The sequence below is a fragment of the Caldicoprobacter faecalis genome, from assembly GCF_900115765.1.
GTDB classification, from domain to species: domain Bacteria; phylum Bacillota; class Clostridia; order Caldicoprobacterales; family Caldicoprobacteraceae; genus Caldicoprobacter; species Caldicoprobacter oshimai.
The window spans coordinates 1-23,833 of sequence record NZ_FOXR01000032.1; the positions used below are offsets into that span (position 1 = coordinate 1).

The 23,833-nt window shown below is 47.9% G+C and carries 23 protein-coding genes; all 23 read right to left on the reverse strand.

The window, feature by feature from the left end:
* Positions 1-171: 171 nt before the first annotated feature.
* Positions 172-684 (reverse strand): hypothetical protein, encoded by a 513-nt coding sequence (locus BM241_RS10010; RefSeq protein ID WP_025747092.1) that lies wholly within the window; start codon positions 682-684, stop codon positions 172-174.
* A 121-nt stretch (positions 685-805) separates the two neighbouring features.
* Positions 806-1,129 carry a PepSY domain-containing protein gene (locus tag BM241_RS10015; RefSeq protein ID WP_025747093.1) on the reverse strand — a complete coding sequence of 108 codons (324 nt, stop codon included), beginning with the start codon at positions 1,127-1,129 and terminating at the stop codon, positions 806-808.
* Positions 1,130-1,605: 476 nt separating this feature from the next.
* A complete protein-coding gene (gene rpoD, locus BM241_RS10020) occupies positions 1,606-2,691 on the reverse strand; it encodes an RNA polymerase sigma factor RpoD (RefSeq protein ID WP_025747094.1) in 1,086 nt (361 codons plus the stop codon).
* A complete protein-coding gene (dnaG, locus tag BM241_RS10025) occupies positions 2,688-4,520 on the reverse strand; it encodes a DNA primase (RefSeq protein ID WP_025747095.1) in 1,833 nt (610 codons plus the stop codon). Before dnaG ends, rpoD begins: the two co-directional genes overlap by 4 nt.
* Before the next feature lie 225 nt (positions 4,521-4,745).
* Complete coding sequence (locus tag BM241_RS10030) at positions 4,746-5,741, reverse strand: deoxyguanosinetriphosphate triphosphohydrolase (RefSeq protein ID WP_092282684.1); 996 nt, start codon at positions 5,739-5,741, stop codon at positions 4,746-4,748.
* Positions 5,742-5,983: 242 nt separating this feature from the next.
* On the reverse strand, positions 5,984-8,608 hold the full coding sequence (gene ppdK / locus BM241_RS10035; protein ID WP_025747097.1) for a pyruvate, phosphate dikinase: 2,625 nt from the start codon (positions 8,606-8,608) through the stop codon (positions 5,984-5,986).
* 269 nt (positions 8,609-8,877) lie between these two features.
* On the reverse strand, positions 8,878-9,633 hold the full coding sequence (gene recO, locus BM241_RS10040; RefSeq protein WP_025747098.1) for a DNA repair protein RecO: 756 nt from the start codon (positions 9,631-9,633) through the stop codon (positions 8,878-8,880).
* A 6-nt stretch (positions 9,634-9,639) separates the two neighbouring features.
* The gene (locus BM241_RS12525) at positions 9,640-9,798 is read right to left on the reverse strand and encodes a YqzL family protein (protein ID WP_169729718.1); all 159 of its coding nucleotides are present in this window, start codon (positions 9,796-9,798) and stop codon (positions 9,640-9,642) included.
* Between the two features lie 96 nt (positions 9,799-9,894).
* Positions 9,895-10,791 carry a GTPase Era gene (gene era / locus BM241_RS10050; RefSeq protein ID WP_025747099.1) on the reverse strand — a complete coding sequence of 299 codons (897 nt, stop codon included), beginning with the start codon at positions 10,789-10,791 and terminating at the stop codon, positions 9,895-9,897.
* 7 nt (positions 10,792-10,798) lie between these two features.
* The gene (locus tag BM241_RS10055) at positions 10,799-11,209 is read right to left on the reverse strand and encodes a cytidine deaminase (RefSeq protein WP_207637336.1); all 411 of its coding nucleotides are present in this window, start codon (positions 11,207-11,209) and stop codon (positions 10,799-10,801) included.
* Positions 11,210-11,251: 42 nt separating this feature from the next.
* Positions 11,252-11,926 carry a diacylglycerol kinase gene (locus tag BM241_RS10060; protein WP_092282685.1) on the reverse strand — a complete coding sequence of 225 codons (675 nt, stop codon included), beginning with the start codon at positions 11,924-11,926 and terminating at the stop codon, positions 11,252-11,254.
* 37 nt (positions 11,927-11,963) lie between these two features.
* Positions 11,964-12,491 carry an rRNA maturation RNase YbeY gene (ybeY, locus tag BM241_RS10065; protein WP_025747102.1) on the reverse strand — a complete coding sequence of 176 codons (528 nt, stop codon included), beginning with the start codon at positions 12,489-12,491 and terminating at the stop codon, positions 11,964-11,966.
* A complete protein-coding gene (locus tag BM241_RS10070) occupies positions 12,475-14,766 on the reverse strand; it encodes an HD family phosphohydrolase (protein WP_177206152.1) in 2,292 nt (763 codons plus the stop codon). The genes ybeY and BM241_RS10070 overlap by 17 nt, the downstream gene beginning before the upstream one ends.
* Positions 14,744-15,694, reverse strand: coding sequence for a PhoH family protein (locus tag BM241_RS10075; RefSeq protein ID WP_092282689.1), 951 nt, complete (start codon positions 15,692-15,694; stop codon positions 14,744-14,746). Before BM241_RS10075 ends, BM241_RS10070 begins: the two co-directional genes overlap by 23 nt.
* A gap of 55 nt (positions 15,695-15,749) precedes the next feature.
* Positions 15,750-16,940 carry a sporulation protein YqfD gene (yqfD, locus tag BM241_RS10080; protein ID WP_025747105.1) on the reverse strand — a complete coding sequence of 397 codons (1,191 nt, stop codon included), beginning with the start codon at positions 16,938-16,940 and terminating at the stop codon, positions 15,750-15,752.
* Positions 16,941-16,958: 18 nt separating this feature from the next.
* On the reverse strand, positions 16,959-17,234 hold the full coding sequence (gene yqfC, locus BM241_RS10085; protein WP_025747106.1) for a sporulation protein YqfC: 276 nt from the start codon (positions 17,232-17,234) through the stop codon (positions 16,959-16,961).
* Positions 17,235-17,452: 218 nt separating this feature from the next.
* Positions 17,453-17,932, reverse strand: a complete 480-nt coding sequence (locus BM241_RS10090) for a hypothetical protein (protein ID WP_025747107.1) — start codon at positions 17,930-17,932, stop codon at positions 17,453-17,455.
* A gap of 30 nt (positions 17,933-17,962) precedes the next feature.
* Complete coding sequence (floA, locus tag BM241_RS10095) at positions 17,963-18,964, reverse strand: flotillin-like protein FloA (protein WP_035146047.1); 1,002 nt, start codon at positions 18,962-18,964, stop codon at positions 17,963-17,965.
* Between the two features lie 51 nt (positions 18,965-19,015).
* Positions 19,016-20,305, reverse strand: coding sequence for an NfeD family protein (locus BM241_RS10100; RefSeq protein ID WP_025747109.1), 1,290 nt, complete (start codon positions 20,303-20,305; stop codon positions 19,016-19,018).
* An 86-nt stretch (positions 20,306-20,391) separates the two neighbouring features.
* Complete coding sequence (locus BM241_RS10105; protein WP_092282687.1) at positions 20,392-21,342, reverse strand: endonuclease/exonuclease/phosphatase family protein; 951 nt, start codon at positions 21,340-21,342, stop codon at positions 20,392-20,394.
* Positions 21,343-21,700: 358 nt separating this feature from the next.
* Positions 21,701-21,886 (reverse strand): 30S ribosomal protein S21, encoded by a 186-nt coding sequence (gene rpsU, locus BM241_RS10110; RefSeq protein WP_092282688.1) that lies wholly within the window; start codon positions 21,884-21,886, stop codon positions 21,701-21,703.
* A 178-nt stretch (positions 21,887-22,064) separates the two neighbouring features.
* A complete protein-coding gene (locus BM241_RS10115; protein ID WP_025747112.1) occupies positions 22,065-22,409 on the reverse strand; it encodes a histidine triad nucleotide-binding protein in 345 nt (114 codons plus the stop codon).
* Between the two features lie 147 nt (positions 22,410-22,556).
* Positions 22,557-23,833, reverse strand: a 1,277-nt coding sequence (locus BM241_RS10120; protein WP_143094085.1) for an IS200/IS605 family accessory protein TnpB-related protein, incomplete at its 5' end; no start/stop codon positions are given.

The following is a 23,833-nucleotide window of genomic DNA, read 5'->3' on the forward strand; positions in this document are numbered from 1 at the left end:
AATTATCTCTGTAATATTTTTTAAAACCCATAGTTGACATTTTTACTGAATAAAATTATCCTTTTTGAGGTGACATTTTCACAGACTATTGACATAGGTAAAAAATCTCAATTGTTGTTATTCTATGATAATATCATGCCCTCTTTCTGGCCAAAGGGGTTTGATGGAGTTTTATTTGGAAGAAGAGTTGATCAACTCAATAAGCTGGGTAGGTTCTACGAACATCCCTATCGGACCACCAAAATATTTCTCATTATCCCCGAAAAATATTTCAATTGGATCTGAAACTCTATCCAAGGGAATAAATAACCTGCAATATTCTCTGTTTATTTCTCTTCCCCAATCTTCATAATGGAATTTATAAGTATCAGAATATATGAATTCCAATGCCAATACCTCTTTTGCCTGTTTTTCGTTATATTCATCCATGGCGGTTTTAGTCATACCTATACGCTGTACGTCTGCAAACATTTGATTCAATAACTGGATTATCTGATGGTAAAGCTGGTCCTCTTTGTCGATCTCCTCTTTATTCCCGTGATTGTAGACGATGATCTTATCTGGCAATTTGTAATATTTACCAAATAGATCGGCACTTTCTTCTTCTTTTGATGAACATCCAGAGACTAGGCTAATCATCAATAGCAAAATTATGAGGCATTCCACCCTTTGTCGGGCACACATATCCAAATCCCTCCTACATTTTTCCTATTCACTCACACAAAGATTATTACAGCTGTCACACAGCTTAACTTGAAATCTTTCCCCATCCATTCCTTCACCAACATTTACTTATATTCTGGTTTTATTTATTCTGTCCCATAAAATAAACCTCGCCGGTTATAGCATCAATTTTGAAATGAAAACTCTTATCATATAAATCGTTGTTTGATTCGCCCAACCTTGCTTTTATACCTTCTATTTTTACATCCCAAATCAGCTTTCCTTTCCAAACATCCAGGCACGCTTCAACTTGATGTTCCTCTTTCTTATCGTAATTGACAAGTACCTCTTTAGATTCCTGCAATAAGTTCTTGTATGCAACAGCAATAGCTTCTTCTTTCGTTAATTTAGGCTCTTGAGCGGCAACTTCAGGATATGACTCATCAATAATACATACGAATGTCACATCTCCCGTTGTAGAAATAGAAACAGATGTACGTCCGCCGGTTCTACGTCCATTGCTATCTCTTTCAATTATTAAGACTGAAAAGGCTCTCTCAATTTCTCCCGGTAATTGTTCTATCTTAACTTCCGCATTTTCTAAGGAGTGGTTTTTAGAAGTGTTTTATTTAATGTTGCTTGCTCATTATAGCCCTTATGGCTTCTACTCAGTATTGTCTATATAATAAAATGCACATTTTCAAAGCTCTCCGATGGGTTTGATTGCTCAGATCTTTGCTGGTTCTTATATCTTATATATATTATACTCTGGACATGAATGTGCCCAAGGGTACCACCCCCTCATCTATCGTGACGTCCTCCCCTTAATAAATTGAAGGGGATTTACTGTTCTCTTGCGTTCCCCAATTTCTCTAATTTTACCCCTCACTTAAAATAAAGAAGGATTCAGCACCTCCTTTTATTTTAAGAGATGCCGAATCCTTAGTCTAAGAAATCCTTGAGCTTCTTGCTTCTGCTGGGGTGCCTTAGCTTCCTCAAGGCCTTGGCTTCAATCTGGCGGATCCTCTCCCTCGTGACGTTGAACTCCCTTCCCACTTCTTCCAAAGTGCGCGCCCTGCCGTCATCCAGGCCAAACCGCAGCCTTAAGACCTTTTCTTCCCTCGGCGTTAAAGTATCAAGCACCTCCATGAGCTGCTCCTTGAGCAAGTTATAGGCCGCTGCCTCCGCAGGAGCCGGGGCATCCTCGTCGGGTATGAAGTCTCCCAGATGGCTATCTTCCTCTTCCCCTATCGGAGTTTCAAGCGAAATGGGCTCCTGAGCTATTTTCAGAATTTCCCTCACCTTTTCCTCTGAGATGTCCATCTCCCGGGCAATCTCTTCAGGCTGAGGTTCACGACCGTACTCCTGAAGCAGTTGGCGAGAAACCCTGATGAGCTTATTGATGGTTTCTACCATGTGCACTGGAATTCTTATGGTCCTGGCCTGGTCGGCTATAGCCCTGGTTATGGCCTGTCGGATCCACCAGGTAGCGTAGGTGCTGAACTTATAACCCTTCCTGTAGTCAAACTTCTCTACCGCCTTTATGAGGCCCAGGTTGCCTTCCTGTATAAGGTCCAGGAACAGCATACCCCGCCCCACATATCGCTTGGCAATGCTAACCACCAAGCGGAGATTGGCCTCTATGAGCCTTCTCTTTGCCTCTTCATCGCCCTGCTCCATCCTCTTGGCAAGCTCTATCTCCTCCTCTGCAGTAAGCAGAGGCACCTTTCCTATCTCTTTAAGGTACATCCTCACGGGGTCATCTATGCTAACGCCTTCAGGAAGGCTAAGGTCCAGGTCTTCTTCAGGATTTATGTCTTCAGGTACTGCATCTTCGTCAAGTACATCTATACCCAGGGATTCGAGAGTATCGTATATCTTTTCGATCTGCTCAGGGTCCAAGTCAACGTCTTCCAGCACATCCATGATCTCCTTATACGTCAAAACGCCCTTCTCCTTTCCCTTTTCAATCAGCTCTTTTATCTTTTTCAGCTTGTCATTTTTTTGCTTGTTTTCATCGTTTTTCATAATATCCCCTCCTTTCCGTGTCGATTTGCTCTGACCTTTTTGGTCAACACAGCCATCTCGCTCAGCAGAGCCTTATAGGAATCGGTCCCCTGTTTTCCTTCCTGTTCCATCTTCCTGATTAACCTTACTATCTCCTGCCTGCGCTTTTCTAAATGGCGATGCATTATCTCTTCTATACAATCCGAAATAAACTTATCAATATTATCGTACTCCATCGGTTGTTCAAATATTTCAACCATTTGCTGTATTTTATCCTGATCCTGTACACAGCTTAGAACCTGCGGAACGCTGACCTCCCTGCCTGACTCAAGGAGACTAACAACTATGCCATAAATTTGCCTGTTTATCGGCTCCTCAAAATGCTCTTCCTCAACCTTCCCTACTATTTTTTTGGCCAACCACTCGCTGCTGGCCATCAAGTTGACCAGATACCTCTCTGCCTTGATATGACCAGGCATGGACTCCCTGCCAGCAGCCATCTTGTCGACATACCTATTATTACCAACCAAATGCCTTTTTACACCTTCCTTTTGCGCCGAACCCTCCAGCTGGGCAATTTGCTGGTACAAAAGCCTGGAAGAAAAACCTGTCTGAGCCTCCAGGCGCTGTATATGGACATCCCTTTCAAGCAGGTTGGGCACCTGTATCAATATTCTAGCAGCTTCTGTGGCGTATCTTGCCCGTCCCTCGGGAGTATCCAGGTCATACTGGCTGCGCAACCTGTCCAGCTTGTAATCCACCAGAGACACAGCCTTGTCCATCAGCTTCTTAAAGAATTCGGCGCCGTATTTCCTCAAGACCTCATCAGGGTCCATGCCTTCGGGAAACAGAATCACCTTCACCCTTAGCCCTGCATCCTGGAGTATGTCAAGCCCCCTCAGAGTAGCCTTCTGTCCAGCGGCATCGCCATCATAAGCTATATACACCTGCTGGGTATACCGCCTTATAAGCTTTGCCTGCTGCTGCGTTAGCGACGTTCCCAGCGATGCCACCGCATTTTTGAAGCCAAACTGGTGGAGGGTTACCACATCCATATACCCCTCTGCTATGATCATGTGGTCCAGCGAAGAACCTGCCCTGATAAGGTTTAAACCAAACAGAGTGCTGCTCTTGTGAAAGACAGGGCTCTCGGGCGAATTTAAATATTTGGGAAGCGAATCATCAAGCACCCTCCCACCAAAACCCACCACCAGCCCCCTGGGCTTGATGATGGGGAAAATGACCCGGTTGCGAAAACGGTCGTAGGTCCTTCCCTTGCCGGACACCACTATACCTGACTGGATGAGAAGTTCCTCCTCAAATCCCAGGCCTAGCAAATGCTGCTTTGCGTTTTCCCAGCCCTCTGGCGCATAGCCTATACCGAATTTTCTGATGGTATTTAAGTCCACACCCCGGGATTTCAGGTAGGAAAGCGCTTGTCCTCCCTCAGGCGAAAACAGCATTCTGTGATAATATCTGGCAACCTCACGATTTATCTGATATATCCTCTCCCTCCTGCTTTTGGACCTTATAAACTCTTCCGCTTCTGTGGTCTGGGGTAATGCCATACCTGCTCTCTCTGCCAGAAACTTAACCGCTTCCACAAAGTCCAACTTTTCCATGGCCATTACAAACGTAAAGACATTGCCCCCTGCACCACATCCAAAGCAGTGGTAAAGCTGCTTTTCGGGATTGACGTGGAATGAGGGAGTTTTTTCAGCATGAAAAGGGCACAGCCCAAAAAAACCCTTCCCCTGGGGTTTTAAAAGCACATATTCGGAAATCACATCTACTATATCGTTTCTCTCCCTCACCTCATCAATCCACTCATCCGGGAGGAACGTTCCCATTCTTTCTTCACCTAACCCAAAATATATTCGACATAGCTCTTGATTTTCCTCTTTAAATTTTATAAAATTTTTTAAGGAGTTTTAAACCGTTCAAATAAAGTACATATATTCGACATTTAAACCAAAATTCCTTCTTTACTTTTTATTTTTTTGCCTTCAACCTGCAAAGGCATAGGCTCTATCTTTAGTATTCTCAGCTTTTGCCATGAATTTTATACGCCATCTTTAACATCCCGAGGGGATAAACAGGTTGTAAAACATCTTGAGGGCATAGCGATCAGTCATGCCGGCTATATAGTCGCACACCACCTGCTCCACGCCATATACCTCTAGATGTGAACGATACTCGGAGGGAAGAGCATCGGGGTGCTTCATAAAATAGTCATACAGGTTTTCAAGTACGTACCTGGCTTTCTCCTCCTGTTTTTTGGCCACAAAACCCATGTATACCTTTTCAAACATGAAAGACCTCAGCTTTTTTGTGGCCTGGCTTACCTCTTCGCTCATGCTTATTGACGGCCTGTCCATGCTGTTTTCAATTACATCCAGTATCATGGTGTTGATTCTCTCGCCATGGGTCCTGCCCAACACTTCAATGCAATCCTTCGGCAGGTCATCCATCGTGATGATGCCGGCCCTCAGCGCATCATCTATATCGTGGTTTATATATGCAATGCGGTCGCTTATCCTTACAACCTGCCCTTCAAGAGTGGCCGGCGGCTTGCTCGACATGGTGTGGTTTACAATTCCATCCCTTACCTCCCATGTGAGGTTGAGCCCCTCCTGCCCCTCCAGTACATCCACTACCCTGAGGCTGTGCAGGTTGTGCTTAAAGCCGGTGCTGGTCACGCTGTCCAGGAACCTTTCGCCTATATGGCCGAAGGGAGTATGCCCCAGGTCGTGCCCCAGCGCTATGGCCTCGGTAAGGTCTTCATTGAGCCTCAAAGCCCTAGAAATGGTCCGTGCAATCTGGGCCACTTCCAGGGTATGGGTAAGCCGCGTCCTGTAATGATCGCCTTCGGGCGCTATAAATACCTGGGTTTTGTGCTTCAACCGGCGGAAGGATTTACAGTGCAGTATCCTGTCGCGGTCTCGCTGAAACTCGGTACGTATCTGGCACTTCTCCAGTGGATACCGCCTTCCCCTGGTTCGACTGCTGAGACAAGCGTACGGTGAAAGAACCTTTTCTTCCAGCTCTTCAATCCGCTGCCTGATGATCATAAAGCCTCGACATCCTTCTCAAAAAATCAAAATTTTTATATCTCCTATATTATATATACCACATTTATACCCAATATCCTCCTTAAATTAACAATCAGAAGAAATTATTCGGTAGCCAGCATCCGTTAAAAGTAAACTTCGTTTTAGAATGCGGTGTTCCCTTATACGACGTTTTTCACCGAAATTCAACAAAAAAGCATGGGGATAAACCCCATGCTTTTTTGCTCTTTAATTTTCAGCCTTTACTTCTTCTCCTTCAGTTTTGCCTGTGCGGCGGCCAGTCGAGCAATGGGTACTCTGTAGGGCGAGCAGGAGACGTAGTCTAACCCTATGCGATGGCAGAACTCAACCGAGCTCGGGTCTCCGCCATGCTCACCGCATATACCCATCTTTATATCCGGCCTTGCAGATCTGCCCAGCTCAGCCGCCATCTTCATGAGCTTGCCCACGCCTACCTGGTCCAGCCTGGCAAACGGATCGCTCTCGAAGATGTTCTTGTTATAATACTCTTCCAGGAACTTGCCGGCATCGTCTCTTGAGAAGCCAAAGGTCATCTGCGTCAGGTCGTTGGTACCAAAGGAGAAAAACTCGGCTTCTTTTGCAATCTCGTCTGCAGTTAAAGCTGCTCTGGGTACCTCGATCATGGTTCCGACCTTATACTCAATCTTTACTCCTTTTTCCTTCATGACCTGCTCAGCCGTCCTGACCACTACATCCTTTACGTATTTGAACTCCTTGGCCTCGCCTACCAGAGGTATCATGATCTCTGGCAATATGGTATTGCCTTTCTCCTGCATGACTTCGATGGCAGCCTCCATAATGGCCCTGGTCTGCATCTCAGCTATTTCAGGGTATGTTACAGCCAGACGGCACCCACGATGGCCCAGCATCGGGTTGAACTCCTGCAGCTTCACCACGGTAGCCTTTAGCTCTTCAAAGGTGATGCCCATCTGCTCTGCCAGGGCACGGATATCTTCGTCGTCATGGGGCAGGAATTCATGCAGTGGCGGATCCAGCAACCTGATGGTTACCGGCTTGCCCTCCATTATCTCGTACAGGGCTTTGAAATCGCCCTTCTGCATGGGTAGCAGTTTTGCAAGGGCCTTTCTTCTCTCTTCCTCTGTCCTAGCAACGATCATCTCCCTCATAGCGGGAATCCTGTCTTCGGCGAAGAACATGTGCTCAGTACGGCACAGCCCAATTCCTTCGGCCCCCAGCTTCAATGCCTGAGCAGCATCTCTCGGAGTATCGGCATTAGCCCTTACTTTAAGGGTTCTCACCTGATCAGCCCATTCCATAAGGGTAGCAAAATCTCCCGTCAGAGAAGGCTCTTGAGTTGGCAGCGCCTCCCCATACACATAACCGGTATTTCCATCCAAAGAGATGTAATCACCCTCTTTGAACACCCTGTCACCAACGGTGAAATACTTGCCTTCTTCGTTGATCCTGATCTGTTCACATCCTGCTACGCAGCAGGTACCAATTCCGCGAGCCACTACAGCTGCATGGGAAGTCATTCCGCCGCGCGCTGTCAATATACCCTGGGCGGCATACATGCCCTCAATGTCTTCCGGCGAGGTCTCAGCCCTTACAAGTATGACCTTCTTGCCTTGTTTAGCTGCCTCCACAGCCTCCTCAGCGGTAAAGTATACCTGCCCTGTGGCGGCACCGGGCGAAGCGGGAAGCCCTTTTGCAATGGGTTTGGCTTTCTTTAGAGCCTCTGGGTCAAATGTGGGATGCAGCAGCGCGTCCAGCTGTTTGGGATCAATCCTAAGAATAGCCTCTTCCTTGGTGATGAGCCCTTCTGCCACCATGTCTACCGCTATCTTCAGGGCAGCCGCAGCCGTCCTCTTACCGCTGCGCGTCTGGAGCATGTACAGCTTGCCGCGCTCAATGGTGAACTCCATATCTTGCATGTCTCTGTAGTGTTTCTCCAGCTTTTCGGCGATTTCGACGAATTGATTGTAGATCTCGGGCATGGTCTCTCTCAGCTTATCGAGCGGCTCAGGTGTCCTGATACCGGCTACAACGTCTTCTCCCTGGGCATTCATCAAGAACTCGCCGTATATCTTCTTTTCACCGGTTGCCGGGTTCCTGGTGAAAGCAACCCCGGTTCCAGAGTCGTTACCCATGTTACCGAATACCATTGCTTGCACGTTCACAGCGGTACCCCAGTCGGATGGTATATCGTTCATGCGCCTGTAAACGATGGCCCTGGGGTTGTTCCAAGAACGGAATACCGCCTTCACGGCCTCCAGAAGCTGAACCTTTGGATCCTGCGGAAACTCCTCACCCATCTCCTGCTTGTACAGCTCTTTGAAGCGCTTGACGATCTCTTTGAGGTCCTCTGCTGTAAGCTCTACGTCGTGCTTGACTCCTTTTTTCTCCTTCACTTCGTCAAGTATCTTTTCAAACTTGTTCTTGTCTATGCCCATTACCACATCGGAAAACATCTGAATGAATCGCCTGTAGCTGTCATATGCAAACCTCTCGTTGTTGGTCTGCTTGGCCAACCCTTCCACGGCCACATCATTAAGCCCTAGGTTCAAAATGGTATCCATCATTCCAGGCATAGATACGCGGGCACCTGAACGAACCGAAACAAGGAAGGGGTTGTTTATGTCGCCAAATTTCTTGCCTACTATTTTCTCCACTTTTGCCATGGCCTCATATATCTGTTCCTCGATCTCAGGGGCTATCACTTGCCCGTCCTGATAATACCGGGTACAGGCTTCGGTGGTAACAGTGAATCCCGGCGGAACAGGCAAACCTAGGTTTGTCATTTCGGCAAGGTTGGCACCCTTACCACCCAAGAGATCCCTCATATTGGCATTGCCTTCGCTGAAAAGATACACGTATTTCTTCATCTGTTTTCCTCCTGTTCTATGTATGAAATTTATTGTTGTCGATTCTTCAATCTTTGCATAACAATCTCTTATAATAACCTTTGCTGGTGAACAAAGCCAGAGTAAAGCATCAGTCGTTTCCTTATACATCTCTTGATTTGTTAGGTTTATAGATTTAACACATCTGTTTGCATTTTATCCTGCATTATCTTAACCAATTTCCCCGTTTTAGTCAATATCCTTTTTAATTTTTTGGCCGCAATATACCACCACAAGAACATACAGAGTGCTCATCCGCCGCATTTTAGCTGGTTTATAAACTGCCTGGCCTTTATGGTCTTCTCCAGCCTGTGGCTCAAATAATACGACAAAATGCTGTCCAGTTCGTCCCTTACCAGCTGCGAAAACTTCAATCCTCCCAGGCGCCTTATGTCCACATCCAGTATATACCTCATGGTTTGAAGGGTGCTCCTATGGATAGTGTATCCATCTTTTATGTCGTTATTGCATTGAGGACATATAATTCCACCCTGAGAAGCGCTAAAAAATAAAGGGTTGCTTTCCGGCTTGTCCCCGCATACCACGCACCTATCGAGCACCGGGCGATAGCCAAGCACATCAATCAGTTTAAGCTCGAATATATGGGTTATATCCTCAGGGCTGACCTCCCCATATGCCAGATAGGATAGGGTATGCAACAATATATAAAAGAGGCGGAAATTGCCTTCCTCGTAATTCACCGCCTCTTCGGTCAGGTTCAGAATATATGTGCCATACGCAAGCCTCTCTACGTCGTTGCGAATATTGTAAAAGGAATTCTTAACCTCGGCCTGGGTAGCGATATAGATTTCCTTTGACTTTATAAATACGTAATCAGCGTAGCAGAAGATCTGGCTGGCTGCCAGGAGCCGGCTGCTGGGCTTACGGCAACCCCTTGACAGCACCTGCATCTTACCCCTATCTGGAGAAAAAACTGTGAGCATCCTATCGGCTTCTTTAAAATTTGTATATCTCAAAACCACGCCTTCGGTACGTACAATATTCATGATTCCCTATTCCTTTCCAACCTGGTAGACTTTTTTCTCCTCTCCTGAACTGCTCACCGATGGGTCAAGATAGCTTTCCCCCTCAACCCGCTGCACGGCTTTATAAAGCAGATAACTGCCAACCGAGCCGGTCTTTTCAAACAGACGCCATAATAAATCTACCATAACTATAAACCCCCTGTCTGTGTAAATGTATTTATTACATTTATTAGGGTTTCCGCCATACTTGACCCATATTCCATGTAAAATCATCCGAATGCGTCAATCATAACCTAAATTTTTTAAATCGACGACATTGTTTCTCCAGTTCTCCCTTACCTTGACCCACAACTCGAGGTACACGTGTGTACCCAGCAAGCGTTCGATATCGTGCCTGGCCCGAGTGCCTATCTCGCGCAGCATGGAACCGCCTTTGCCGATTATTATACCCTTGTGGCTCTTCTTCTCACAGTATATCGTAGCGTATATATCTATAATATTTTTATCCTCGCGCTCTTTGAAGGAAGTGATCTCAACCCCTATACCGTGGGGCACCTCTTCCTCCAGCAGCTCAAGCGCTTTTTCCCGGATAAGTTCTGCCACTATAAACCGCTCGGGCTGGTCAGTGATCATGTCATCCGGGTAATATTTGGGCCCCTCAGGCAGATAAGACGCGATGGTGCTCTCCAGCCTATCCAGATTGGTGCCCTCCAGGGCTGAGACCAGTATCACTTCATTGAAATCGCCCCATTCGCAGAAGTCTTCAGCCATCTTTCGCGCATCCTCAATCGATTCAACCCTGTCCACCTTGTTGGCTGCCAGGATGACGGGCGTCTTAACCTTTCTCAGTTCCTCGGCTATAAACCTGTCGCCGCTACCTATGCCCTCCCATATATCGACTATAAACAGCACGACATCCACTTCCTCCAGCGCGCTCCTGGCTACCTGCACCATGTACTCTCCCAGCCTGTTTTTGGGCTTATGGATTCCCGGAGTATCGATGAAGATGATCTGATAGTTGGGCCGGGTGAGCACGCACTGTATGCGATTGCGGGTGGTTTGAGGCTTGTCCGAAATTATGGCGATCTTCTCGCCCACCATGCTATTCATAAGGGTGGACTTGCCCACGTTGGGCCTGCCCACGATGGCGACAAACCCTGAACGAAACTCTTCAGACAACAGCCAATCACTCTCCTTCTTGCATATCGAACTTCTTAAACCCGTTTGGCAAAAGGTCCTTCAGAGTGTACTCTCTGTATGTCCCGTTGCTATCGGCCACAATCACCGTGGGAATGTCGAATTCCAACATCACCTGGCGGCATATTCCACACGGGAAAGTAAAGCCTTTGTAATCCGATACTACCGCTACGGCTTTGAAGCTGCGCTTCCCGTCAGCTACGGCCGAAAATATGGCCACCCTTTCGGCGCAGCAGGTGGCGCCATAGCTCGCGTTCTCCACGTTACATCCGGTATAAACAGAGCCATCTTCGGCCAGCAAGGCGGCACCTACCCTGAAATTCGAGTAGGGTACATACGCCCTCTCCTTCACTTTTAAAGCTTCATCTATCAGTCTGCGCACATCAGCATCTATCATCATCTTCCTCCCATCAGGCCACAATTTGGAATAGCTCAAAAACTATTATGGTAAGCAGCATACCCAAAAAGCACCTATTATTATTTCGGCCAGGGTATGGATCCCGGCCTCATATCTGCTGTGAATGACCATCAGCGCCATCAACATGCTAAGAGTGGATATAAGGGCACTTTTGCTCAGCAGGGTTATGGAGGTGAACAGCGAAAAGGCCAGGGCGCTGTGCCCGCTTGGCATGCCACCCTTTAAAAAATTCCCTCTAAAATTGAAGGATTTCAGCATTATGACGATAAGCACTATTATTATGAGGCTGATGACGGTTACGTGTATGGGGGCATTCCTGATTCTGCGCACAAACGACAGCGAAAGCGAATTGATCCTGTTGTAAAATATGATATAGCCCACCATCATGGCACCCGCAGCAGTCACCAGCACCGCTCCGGCCGCCATATTCTTGGCCGCTTCTGCTAACGGGTGATAGTCGGGATGTACCATGTCTATCATGCGCTCTATAGCCGTGTTGAAAAGCTCTGCCGCGATCACCATGGCTATAGTAATAAACAGCAAAATAACCTCTAGCTTGGAGAGGTCAGCCAGAACCGCGGCAATGAGCACCAACAGCGCAATGACAAAATGTATCTTTATGTTTCGTTCAGCCTTAAATCCGTGTATCAGGCCTTTTATGGCATTATTGAAGCTGTCGATTATATTTCTGGATTTCATCCCCGCTCTATCCCCACATCCCAATAAAAGTGCCAGCTTAAGGTCTTACTTCCGGGCCTTGTGCATCCCGTGAAAGGCCCAGCATTTCCATGACCTTTTCTTCCTTCTGGCGCATCCTAAGCCGCTGCTGCTCCTGCTCATGGTCATATCCCAGAAGGTGCAACATGCCGTGGACTATCAGATACCCCACCTCTCTGAAAAAGCTGTGCCCGTACTCCTGGGCTTGCCGCTGCGCCCTTTCCACTGACAGCACTATATCCCCCAGTACCACAGCCTGGCCATCATGCCTTGCTGCATTGAGCACGGCCTGCAAATCCCTGCTGCCTTGCCCGCCGTCCTCAAACTCCAGCATGGGGAACGACAGCACATCGGTAGGGGCATCCACTCCCCTGTACTGCCTGTTAAGCTGATGGATTTGCTGGTCGTCCACCAGCAGCACGCTCACTTCAACAGGGATATCTACCCCTTCCATTTTCAAGGTTTCGGATACACAGCTCTCTATAAGCCTTTCGATCTCAGGCGCGACCTCTATTTTATCCTGTGAGTTGTTAATGTCCACCATCATCGCCTTCATCTCGCTCCTCTTTCAAATCTACATCCGGATACTCAACGCGTTCGTGAAATATGCCGCATAGCACGTCTTTAAATGCCGTCGCGATGGAATCCAGGTCCTTCAGCGTCAAGTGGCACTCGTCCAGCTGCCCGTCTTCCAGCTTTTCCTTTATGAGCTTGCGTATCAAGCCCTCTATCTTCCCGGGAGTGGGATCGGGCAGGGTCCGTACTGCCGCCTCGACGGTGTCGGCCAGCATCACTATGGCCGTTTCGGGGGTTTGAGGCTTGGGCCCCGTATAACGAAAATCATCCAGCTTGACATCCCTGTTATTATTCTTCGCCTTGTGATAAAAGTATATTACCGGCGTGGTGCCGTGATGCTGCAGTATAAAATCCTGAATCGCCTTTGGGATCCTGTACTTTTGAGCCAGCTTGACCCCATCTTTGGTGTGGGATGTGATGATGTTGGTACTCAAGGTAGGATTTAATTTATCATGTGGATTCTCGGAGGTCAGCTGATTTTCTCTAAAATAATAGGGCCTGTTGAGCTTCCCTACGTCGTGGTAATACGCGCCTACCCTGGCCAGCAATCCATTTGCACCCACCGCCTGGGCTGCGCTTTCGGCCAGATTGGCCACTATTATGCTGTGGTGATAGGTTCCGGGCGCTTCTCTCAGCAGGCGCTTCAGCAGCGGGTGGTTGGGATTTGAAAGCTCTATCATCCTTATAGGAGTTATGATGCCAAACACGTTTTCCCAAACGGGCAGCGTCCCCACCGCCAGGACGGCGGCCAGCACGCCGCTTCCACCACCCCAGAGGGAAGAACGCAAAGCAGCCCACCAGCTGCCCGACACAATCAGCTCATACCCGGCTGTGCTCAGCATGCTAGTGGCACTGGCTCCCAGCCCTGCCAAAAACAGGCCATTCCTCTGCTGGGACCGATGGGCTATGAATATTCCCGTCATTCCTCCCAGCAGCCCTGCAACCACCACTCCCAACTGACCCCGAGTCATTATACCTACCAATACGGCCAGGAGAACGTTCACAAAAAAGGCAATCCTGGGCTTTATCAGTACGGTAAGCAGCAGCGCAGACATGGCAACAGGCATAAGATACTGGTTTACAACCGACATCCCGTAACTTACTCCCAGTGTCAGACAGACCACCAGGCTGATCAGGATAAACATATGGGGCTGATCGGCAAGCTCTTTTTCAAAGTAATGGATGTACAGCATTCCGGCAATCTCCAGTACCAGTATTAACAGCCCCAGCCCCACCACGAGCGGCACATCAAACAGCTCATCCTTGAGGAGCCCCAGCTCTTTGAGCATAGCAATCTGCTCCTCGGTGACCGGCTGTCCATCCTGAACGATGTACTGCCCCTTTTTGTAAATCACCTTTTCGACATTTTGCGCCGCCTTTTGTCTCTCGGCTTCTGTTGCCTCATGGTCATATACCATATTGGGCTTAAGAAGGGTCAACCCAATAGTAGTACCCACAAGGCGCAGGTCGCTAGAAATAGGCAGCGTCAACACTTCGTTCCTCAGCGTATTTTTGGCTTCCAACAGATTATCCTCTTTTATCTTTAAGTCCAGCAAGTTGATCAATATCTCAATCAAACGTTCCTGAAGCTGAGAAATTTCGGCCTCATCTGCTGTGATGCAGGCAAGCAGCTCATCGTTTGATAATTCAACGCTTATGCGCCCTTTGAGCTGTTCCAAAAACTGCCTGTCAAATACCTGCTGATAATCTATCTCCCCTTTTGCAGCATCATATATATCTTTCTGCCCGGTTCCCTTACTTTGACTGGCCTCATTGTCTTGCTGTACCTGGGCTTCCCGCGCAGCCTCTCCTCCCGGTGGCCGCTGTTGTGGCAGAGCTGCCCCCTGCTTCTCTTCCCACTCTTTAAGCCTTTGGTTGGCAAGGCCCCGGACTATCCTTATCTCCTCAAATATCCTGTTGACCTCTTCAACAGTCTCCACCTTCACATCTTGATTCAATCTATATATTGGAGCAACGCTCTGCTTGGCCTGTTCGATCCTTCGCTGTGTGGCAATCTTGTTCTCCACATCTCGAGGGGCACGGATGGATTCGGTGGCGATATCCCCCACCTTCAAATCGTACCTTTTGGGCGAAACAGCGGCCAGCATGATGGCAAACACGCTGACATAGGCCAGCACCCCTATTACAACCTTCAACAGCAGCTCTGTATTGGCCCCCTTGAAAGGCTGTACACCCAACAAAGGGGCCCGTTTCCCTCTGTTTTTACCTGTTACTATTAAATTCACGGATATCCTCCTGTTCCGATCCCCCTTTTCCTGAATAAAACTTTTCATAGGCCTGAACGATCTTCATCACCAGCTCATGGCGCACCACGTCCTGCTGCGTCAAGAACACGAATTCTATCCCCTTTATGCCCTTCAACACCTGTATGGCCTCCACAAGGCCTGACTTTTTACCCCGCGGCAGATCTATCTGTGTGATGTCACCGGTAATCACAGCCTTGGACCCTATGCCTATCCTCGTCAAAAACATCTTCATCTGTTCGGAGGTGGTATTCTGGGCCTCATCCAGTATGATGAATGAATCTTCCAGAGTGCGCCCCCTCATATAGGCAAGGGGAGCCACTTCAATAATCCCTCGTTCGACCAGCTTTAAATAGTTTTCCAGCCCTATCAAGTCATACAGCGCATCGTACAAAGGCCTAAGGTAGGGATCCACCTTGTTTTGCAGGTCCCCCGGCAAAAAGCCCAGCTTCTCTCCTGCTTCCACCGCAGGGCGGGTCAATATGATGCGCCCCACCTCCCGGCTCTTGTAAGCCGTTACAGCCATGGCCATAGCCAGGTAGGTTTTACCCGTTCCCGCAGGGCCTATTCCAAAGACGATGTCATTCTGAGCAATGGCCGTGACATAGCGCTTTTGGCCAAGCGTCTTGCAGCGGACCTGCTTACCCTTGTAAGTCAAACATATCACATCGGAGGCTATATCCTCTATGAGGTCCTCACGGCCCTCGGCCACCAGCTGTATGGCATACCTGACCTGAGCCTTGTCGATAGCCTCCCCTCTGCTTATTATACCAAGCAGCTTTGTCATGACCGTATAAGCCATCTCCACCTGCTGCGGTTTACCCAGGGTCACTATCCTTACCCCTATTTCCTCCTCAATGACCTCCACATTTTCATCGAAGTTGCCAAAAAGTGCACGCAACTTTTCCATGCTATCAATTTCTATGGTCTTTTCAACTCTGAAGCTCTCCAATCAGACAATCCTCCTACTCAACTGTAATCTTTTGTTCCTGCGCTATATTTTCCAATACCTCGACGTATACCGTAGCTTTTATTTCCTTACCTTCTATCATATCGTATTTCACCCGTTTGTCAACAATTTTAGCGTTAGACGGGATTTTTTTATTTACATCCTCCATGGCCTTTTTTTGCGCAATTTCTTTTAGGTCCTGCAGCGACGCGCTGGCCGACAGCTTCTCAACTTCATAATACTCTCTCACTATCATGGTAACGGGAAAGAATCGCCCTTCTCCAAAAAAAGGCACCTTCTTCTCCTCCACCTCGTAGTACTTGAAAGGTATATCCCCTTTTTGATACTCCACCACCCACCGGCCCATGTCAATGAACTTGTGAACCACCTTTCTGCCTGTCCGCCGCGTGAGGCCTTCATCTAGGGAACAGACAGCCTCGCCTTCATACCACGTGCGGGCGGTAATCTGCGCCATGGCGTGCACAAAACGGGTTGCCAGGGTTTCGGGGTCCTCAACCACGCCGCTTACCAGAAGCTGCCCTTTCTTCACCGTATCGCCTTCTTTTACCATGGGTTGGCCTTCAAGCACCACCATTTCATGGATAATCCCATCTTTGCTGGCCACGATATTGCACGGCGTATCCTTATCTACCATTGGAGGAGGTTGTGCCGCTTCCACCACCTTCACTATAGCCCTGGTACCCTTAAGTTGGATGCTGACCCACCAGATGTCGGGCATATCTATGACCAACCGGTTTTCAATTGCCGATATGTCCAGCCCTTTTTTGAAGGCTCCCGGCCTGATACCGTATTTGGCCAGAGCATTAAGCAGCTTATCCTCCGGCACTTTGACGTTCCCCTCCACATCTACTATCCAGATAAACGAAGAGAGAACGTACAATATAATTAAAAATGCCGTCAACCCCACAAGCAGCATTTTTCTGTGGCGGAGCCGAACCAGCAAAAATGGCAATCCCCTTTTATCCACTATCCTTACCCTGCACCTTACCTTTCGAGCGATGCCTTTCAGCTTTTTAAAGCCGCTAATGCTTATACAGGCGGTCATGGTGGTATAGCCCGAACGCTTTATCCCCCACAGAAAGATTCCATTGCTTATAGTCAAATTGATAAACTTTTCGAGAGACAGGCCATCTACCTTTATGACCAGATAGCCAACGATATAGTTCCACAGCTTCAAAATCAGCAACGCCTTTCACCCCGGCATCTAAAATTCCACCAGCTTTATCACGCCGGTTATCATGATATCTTCGGCCGCAATGTTCTTTAGGTCCATATCCTGCCCCTCAACCCGGATCACTCCAATGGTTGAGTTAAGGCGTATTTTCTGAGGGGTATATTCTATCACCCCTCTATGGTTTTCAACCAGCATCTGGTTGTTGCCAATCATGCTGATTCTGGGCAGGTTAAGCATTATGTCCTTTGGAAGCTCAAACATCTCAGAGACGGCGGTTTTTACCTCGTTGAGCTTTCTTTTTCGCACCTGCAACCCCCCCTTGATACAAAATAATATGCAAAAAAAAGAAAAACTAGAATGCATGGAACATTCTAGTTTTTCATGCCGTTTGGCACTATTACGGTATATCTGGCTGATCTAACATTACACTTTTATCAAGCTTTTACCAAGCTCAATTCTTTATGAAATTTTACAGCAGCACATTACCACCGGTTAAATCTAAAAGCCAGGTTTTAGATAGAATTTCAATACCTCGATTTTCTCCTGAGGGCCTTGGGGGGCTGCAGCAGTTCGGACATTATAATGCCGTTTATTACAGCATTTCGGCTGAGCGAAATCATGGGAAGCTTAGCATCAGGCGACACAACCTCTAATTTCGGGCCCTCAACATCGTGCGCCGTATCCGTCAACCTCACTTGCTCCATTCTCCCAAGAGAGGGATCTGGGACGCCTTCGCCTTCCCCAGCGTAGCCATTTGCCACAGAACTGCGCTCAGCGGAAACATTCTTTTCGGCCTCGGCGCTGGACATCCACACTTGTCGATGGCCGGGTTGCCGATAGATACCCCGACCATCCCCTGGCTGGCCTGGCACCTCAGGGTTCTTCGGCGTTACGGGCCTGCCGGAAGCATTAGGCTTTGGCCACTGTCCAGGACTGCCCACGTGCTTCAATATATTTGCTACTACCATACTGATAACGATAAACAGTATAATTATATCCAGCATTTATCATCATCTCCCAGCCATCATCCGCCGCTACTTCTTATCCTCGCTGGAAGTGTCTTCCCTTCCCATCCTGGCTATGGAATCCCTCATCTGCGTATCGGCTATTATGTTTTTCATGTTATAATAATCCATAACCCCCAGCTTTCCTTCCCTGAGGGCCGCGGCTATAGCCTTGGGAATTTCAGCCTCGGCCTCCACTACCTTGGCCCGCATTTCCTGTACAGCGGCGCGCATCTCCTGTTCCTTGGCTACGGCCATGGCACGCCTCTCTTCGGCCTTGGCCTGGGCGATGCGCTTATCGGCCTCGGCCTGGTCAATTTGAAGCTGGGCGCCTATATTCCTTCCCACGTCCACGTCGGCGATGTCGATAGAAAGTATCTCAAATGCCGTCCCGGCATGCAGGCTCTTGTTGAGCACCGTCTGAGAAATGCGGTCAGGGTTTTCCAGCACTTCCTTGTGGCTTTCGGCTGAGCCAACGGTGGTCACAATACCCTCGCCTACCCTGGCCAGTATGGTCTCCTCCCCAGCACCGCCAACCAGCCTGTCTATATTGGCCCTTACGGTAACCCGCGCCTTTACCATCACCTCAATGCCGTCCTTGGCCACGGCTGATACCTTTGGAGTCTCTATTACCTTGGGATTTACGCTCATCTGAACGGCCTGCAACACGTCTCTCCCTGCCAGGTCAATGGCAGCCGCCCTTTCAAACTCCAAGGGTATATTGGCCCTTTGAGCTGCAATCAGGGCGTTTATTACCCTGTCCACATTCCCTCCTGCAAGGTAATGGGCTTCAAGCTTGTCAACGCTGATATCCAGGCCCGCCTTGGTGGCCTTTATGAGGGGGTTGATTATCCTGGATGGAATCACCCTCCTCAGCCGCATACCTATCAAGTTGAATATCCCTATCTTGACCCCGGCTGCCAGCGCTGAAATCCACAATCCCAACGGCACAAAAGTCAGGATTATGGCCAGCACAATTATGGCTACAATGACCAACATCATTATGAACAAAATTGTCTCGGGCATATTCATCATCTCCTTCTTTTATTTTCCTCAGGCCTTACGGCTCGCTAAAACAGCGCCCTAAAGCCTGGTGACAACAATTTTTGAACCCGCAGCCTCTACCACCTTTATCTTTTCTCCCGGCAAAATATATTCACCATCTGACACCACATCGTATTTGACTCCGTCGATCTCCACGGTACCAGCCGGCCTTAAAGCCGTTATCACGGTACCGCTCTTTCCTATTAGCTGCGCAGTCTGCGGCTGCTGTGTGGGCTGATTGCTATCCACTGCTACTACCTGCTCGGTCAGAACCAGCTTTCTCAGCAGCTGAGGCCCACCAAAGAATTTATACAGTATGGGTACAGCCATAAGCGCAGCCAATAAGGCTATCCCTACCGATATCATGCCCTTCGCAGGATCTGAAGCCGAAAACACCAGTCCCGCCAAAATGGCAATAATCCCGGTTATTCCAAATATGCCAAATCCAGGAACGGCTATCTCAATGGCCAGCAGGACCAGCCCAATTATAAACAGCATTATGGCCCACCATTCGGTGTACCCCGCCAGAAAATTACCACCAAAGTACAGCCCAAAGCATATGATGCCGATGATACCCGGTACTCCAAACCCCGGGACGAAGACCTCGATGATGATAGCCACCATCCCTATCAGCAATAGAAGGGATGCCACATCAGTACGAGTTAAGAATTGGGCTACTCTCACCTTGAAGTCGGGTTCCACCCTGTATACCTGCGCATTTGCCCACCCCAGGTATGCAAGAGCTTCATTGACATCATCGGCAATGGCATCGGCGTATCCATATCTTCTAGCTTCTTCGGCTGTCAGGTCCAGCAAAGAGCCCTTTTCCTTTATGCCGGGTATGGCTATGGATTTGTCCACCATAGCGGCAGCGATCTGTGGGTCCCTTCCTTTGAGTTCGGCGGTGCTCCTGAATTCACCGCTTATGGCCGCCACGTTCTTTTCGCTGTACGGTATGGGCTCTGCCGACCCCATATGGCTGCCCGGCGCCATTATTATGGTGTCGGCAGCTATGGATATCAATGCCCCTGCAGACTCAGCCCTATCAATAATATATACCGCAGTCGGTATCTTAGAGTTTAGTATGGCTTCCTTTATATTAAATGCAGCATCCACCCTTCCTCCCAAGGTCGATACCAAAAACAAGATACCCTCAGCGTTTTCAGCATTGGCCAATTCAATCTGTCTCTTAACAAACGCGGCCATAGCCGGCGTTATCTCGCTCTGTATGGGGACCACATAGACTTTGCCGCCATCGGCCAAGGCCGACATACATGCCGTCAAAAGAGCCACAATCAAAAAGGTCAGGACAACCCGACGTTTGACCATAACAAAACCCCTTTACATCATATTGCATTTTCTATAATCCTACCCCGTCAGCAAAAGAAAAAACATAAAAAATAATTCTATAATGATCAAATAATTCCTGCTTTTTTGCTCTTTTTATGCAAAATCAAGGCAAAAACCATGGAATGGTCCGACGTTTTGGAGGGCATGACAAAGTGGTCTATTACCTCTATGTTGCTGCTCACATATATGCGGTCGATACGAGTATTGGGAAGTTCGCTGTAAAAAGCATAAGTGTTCAGATGCTCCTTTTGTTTGATGATGGCGGTATCCACCAGCTTGTCGCTGATCAATTGGCTGCCAGGGATATATGGTTGTTCATTGAAATCTCCCATCAAAATGACATTGCCCTCCAAATTCTCTAATATCGCATTGATCTCCTCTATCTGCCTCTGGCGCTCCTTTCGATTCAACCCTAGATGCGCGTTCAATATATGATAGATATCACCATCTATGCTAACTTTTGCTTTCAAAATCGCCCTCTTTTCCAGCGAACTGGAATACAGCTTGATATTTTGATGCTCTATAATGGGATAGGCGCTTATGATAGCGTTACCGTATTTTATGCCCAGGACATTTATGGTTTCACCGTACACATAGTGAAATCCTAAAGCTGATGCAATCTCACGTGCCTGATTCTTAAAACCTGAACGTGGCATATAATAGTCTACTTCCTGAAGTGCGATGATGTGAGCCTTGGAATTCTTTATCTCTTCTATTATGGACCTTAAGCTCTCTTTACCCCTGTGATCCACCCCGTGGCGTATGTTAAAACTCAATAGAAGTATTTCCTGTCCTTCTTGGCCTTGTATGAGGTTACCATCCACGAACCCATCATCGGCTCTGCCCTTTACTGCACCACCCCTATTGGTCAGATCTGGCGGCTCCATAGACACGGTTACAAAATCCCCCTGTCGGATCATGTTCTTCATCCTGAACTCGAAAAAAGCCACAAGCTGGCATACCGCAAATACAGCGATAATAAGAACGACCCAGCCGTGTACGTCCTTCCCCTTCACAACCCCCTCCCCCTCTTTATTGTATGCTTTGCCCCCAAAACTATTCGCCCAAGTAGTTTAGTCCTCTTGATTTTATTATACTACATATTCCGCCAGTTTTCATCATTATAACATAATTACATATTAATCAATTGTTTACATAAATGGATATTAATTAATAGATTATATTGTATACTAAAAGACCTGGTGCAGATGCACCAGGTCTTTAGACATTTGCAACTCGTTTCCTCCCTTTTGCCATAACCCCTTACTGTCAAAAGGACCTTCTTTCCATCGCTGCCAATTCCATAGTCTGTGTTTCCACAGCTTTCTTCCTGCCAAATGAGGGAGGGACAACCTCATCTTCTACCTAACCTAATTAACGATACTTTTTCTTTCTGCGCGCAGCTTCAGACTTCTTCTTGCGCCGTACGCTGGGCTTTTCGTAGTGCTCTCGCTTGCGCAGCTCAGCCAGAATCCCTGCACGAGCACACTGACGCTTAAAACGCCTTAAAGCGCTCTCAAATGATTCGTTCTCTCCAACTCTGACTTCAACTTCCGCCATGCCTTCTCCCTCCCTCCGCCAAGACAATTATCAGTAAGCTTATTGGCCTGCAACACGCAGACTGGTCAGCCACCTCAAATCCACAAATTGCCCTCACCCGCAAAAAGGGTTGAGCGTAGTATTGTAATTATTATAACCCGTACTTCCCTCATGTGTCAACAAACAAAAATCGAGGGCATCAGCCCGGCGGCCAGGTAAGGCTTCTGCCACCCAGCACATGATAATGCAGGTGGTTTACCGCCTGCCCTGCATCCTTGCCGCAGTTTACCACCACCCTGTATCCGCTGTCCTTTATGCCCAATTGCTGCGCAATTTTAGGCATGGTGGCAAATATGTGGGCAATTACCTGGCTGTTCTCTTGGGTCACCTCATTGATGGAGGGGATGTGCTGCTTGGGTATTACCAGCACGTGTACAGGCGCTTTAGGGTCGATGTCATGAAAAGCCAGTATGCTGTCATCCTCATACACTATCCTGGAAGGTATTTGCTTATCCACTATCCTACAGAATATGCAGTCATCCATAAGATTACCTGGTCATCTAAACTGTACAAAACTGCACAAGTTTAGACGGCTGGGGTATTTCTTACCGCCTTTCAAGTTGTCCCAGCCCCAGCTGGCGGTATTTGGGACAACCATAGCCCCTGCCCCAAGAAGCAGGAACTCACGCCCTTATCCGGGTCTCCCCACTTGCCCTGAGAATAATACCCCCCTCAGGACAGAGCCATCTCTTAATACCCTCTCAGGAGAGAGTGGCATCACCACCGCTACCTTGAGAACTCGCCAGAGTTTATAGCTATCGCTACAGGCACCAAGACTTGTTCCACCCAGTGGCCTTGATTCCTCCCCTGGCTCACTCCCAAGGCTTTGTATAAACTTTTTAACCCTGTCTATTTCTCTCAAACGTTTCTTCCTCAACCGTTTATTCTTAACCGTTTTCTTTACATGCTCTTTCAATCCCTCTAATTCCCCAGCATCTAAATGCTCTACAATTGCCATATACCCATCCGGAATCTGCTCTTTTAGTCCAAGCCCTCTCCTCGCTATCACATACGCCGCCGCTTCGTCCTTGCTTATCATATACTGCGGCGTATATTTTAAAAGCCCTATCACTGATGTATATGCAGGATCAACCTCTATAACCTGTATACCCTTCCGCTGTGCTAAAATCTTGACTTTATCCAAAAGCGACCTGTAGCTGAAATTATGTCTTATCCTCCTCGATTCCCTCCCAGAAAAGTCCCCCCTCTTCCCTTTGTCCCTTATATCCAACCTCTCGATTACTATTGCTTTTTTCTTTTCTTCTGCTAGCCTTACTACCTCGTGGGCATACTGCCATCTAAAATATTCCCTCTCGTTTGAATTACCGCTCGCAAGATGCGGCATCGGAATCTTCCCGTAACTTACAAGCTGCCCATTCACATCCGCTTCCGCCCACGCTATGTGATTCGGATATGCGTTAATGTCTATGCCTATGACCCCATTTTCCTTCGTTACCACAACTTCTGGAAAGTCTTCTTCAATCGTAAAGTAAGCATATACCTTGCCGTTCTTAAGCTTTAGCTCAACCGAATAAGCCTCTCCACAAGTGCTGATTGCTTGCAGCAATCCCTCCCGGCTCTTCCCTTTTTTCCATCCCGCTTGTATCCTTGCATACGCATACTTTCTTTCTCCTATGTTGATTCTTAGTCTAGCACCATTTTCATATATCTCAATCCTTGTGTTGAGATTCCCTTTCTTGCTCCTGTCATCTCTTGAGTAGAGGTTGCCTTTTCTTCTCTCTTGCCACTCTTGTTTTAACCTCTCGTATGCTTTCCCGTTTATGTGCCGTTTCTTGAGCCTCTCAAACAAACCCCTGCCACCAAAAATAACCTTGCTGGGGTTTTCGTCCCTTTCTCTGCAAGACTCTAAAACGCTCTTTGCCTTCATTATCGCATCATCTACATACC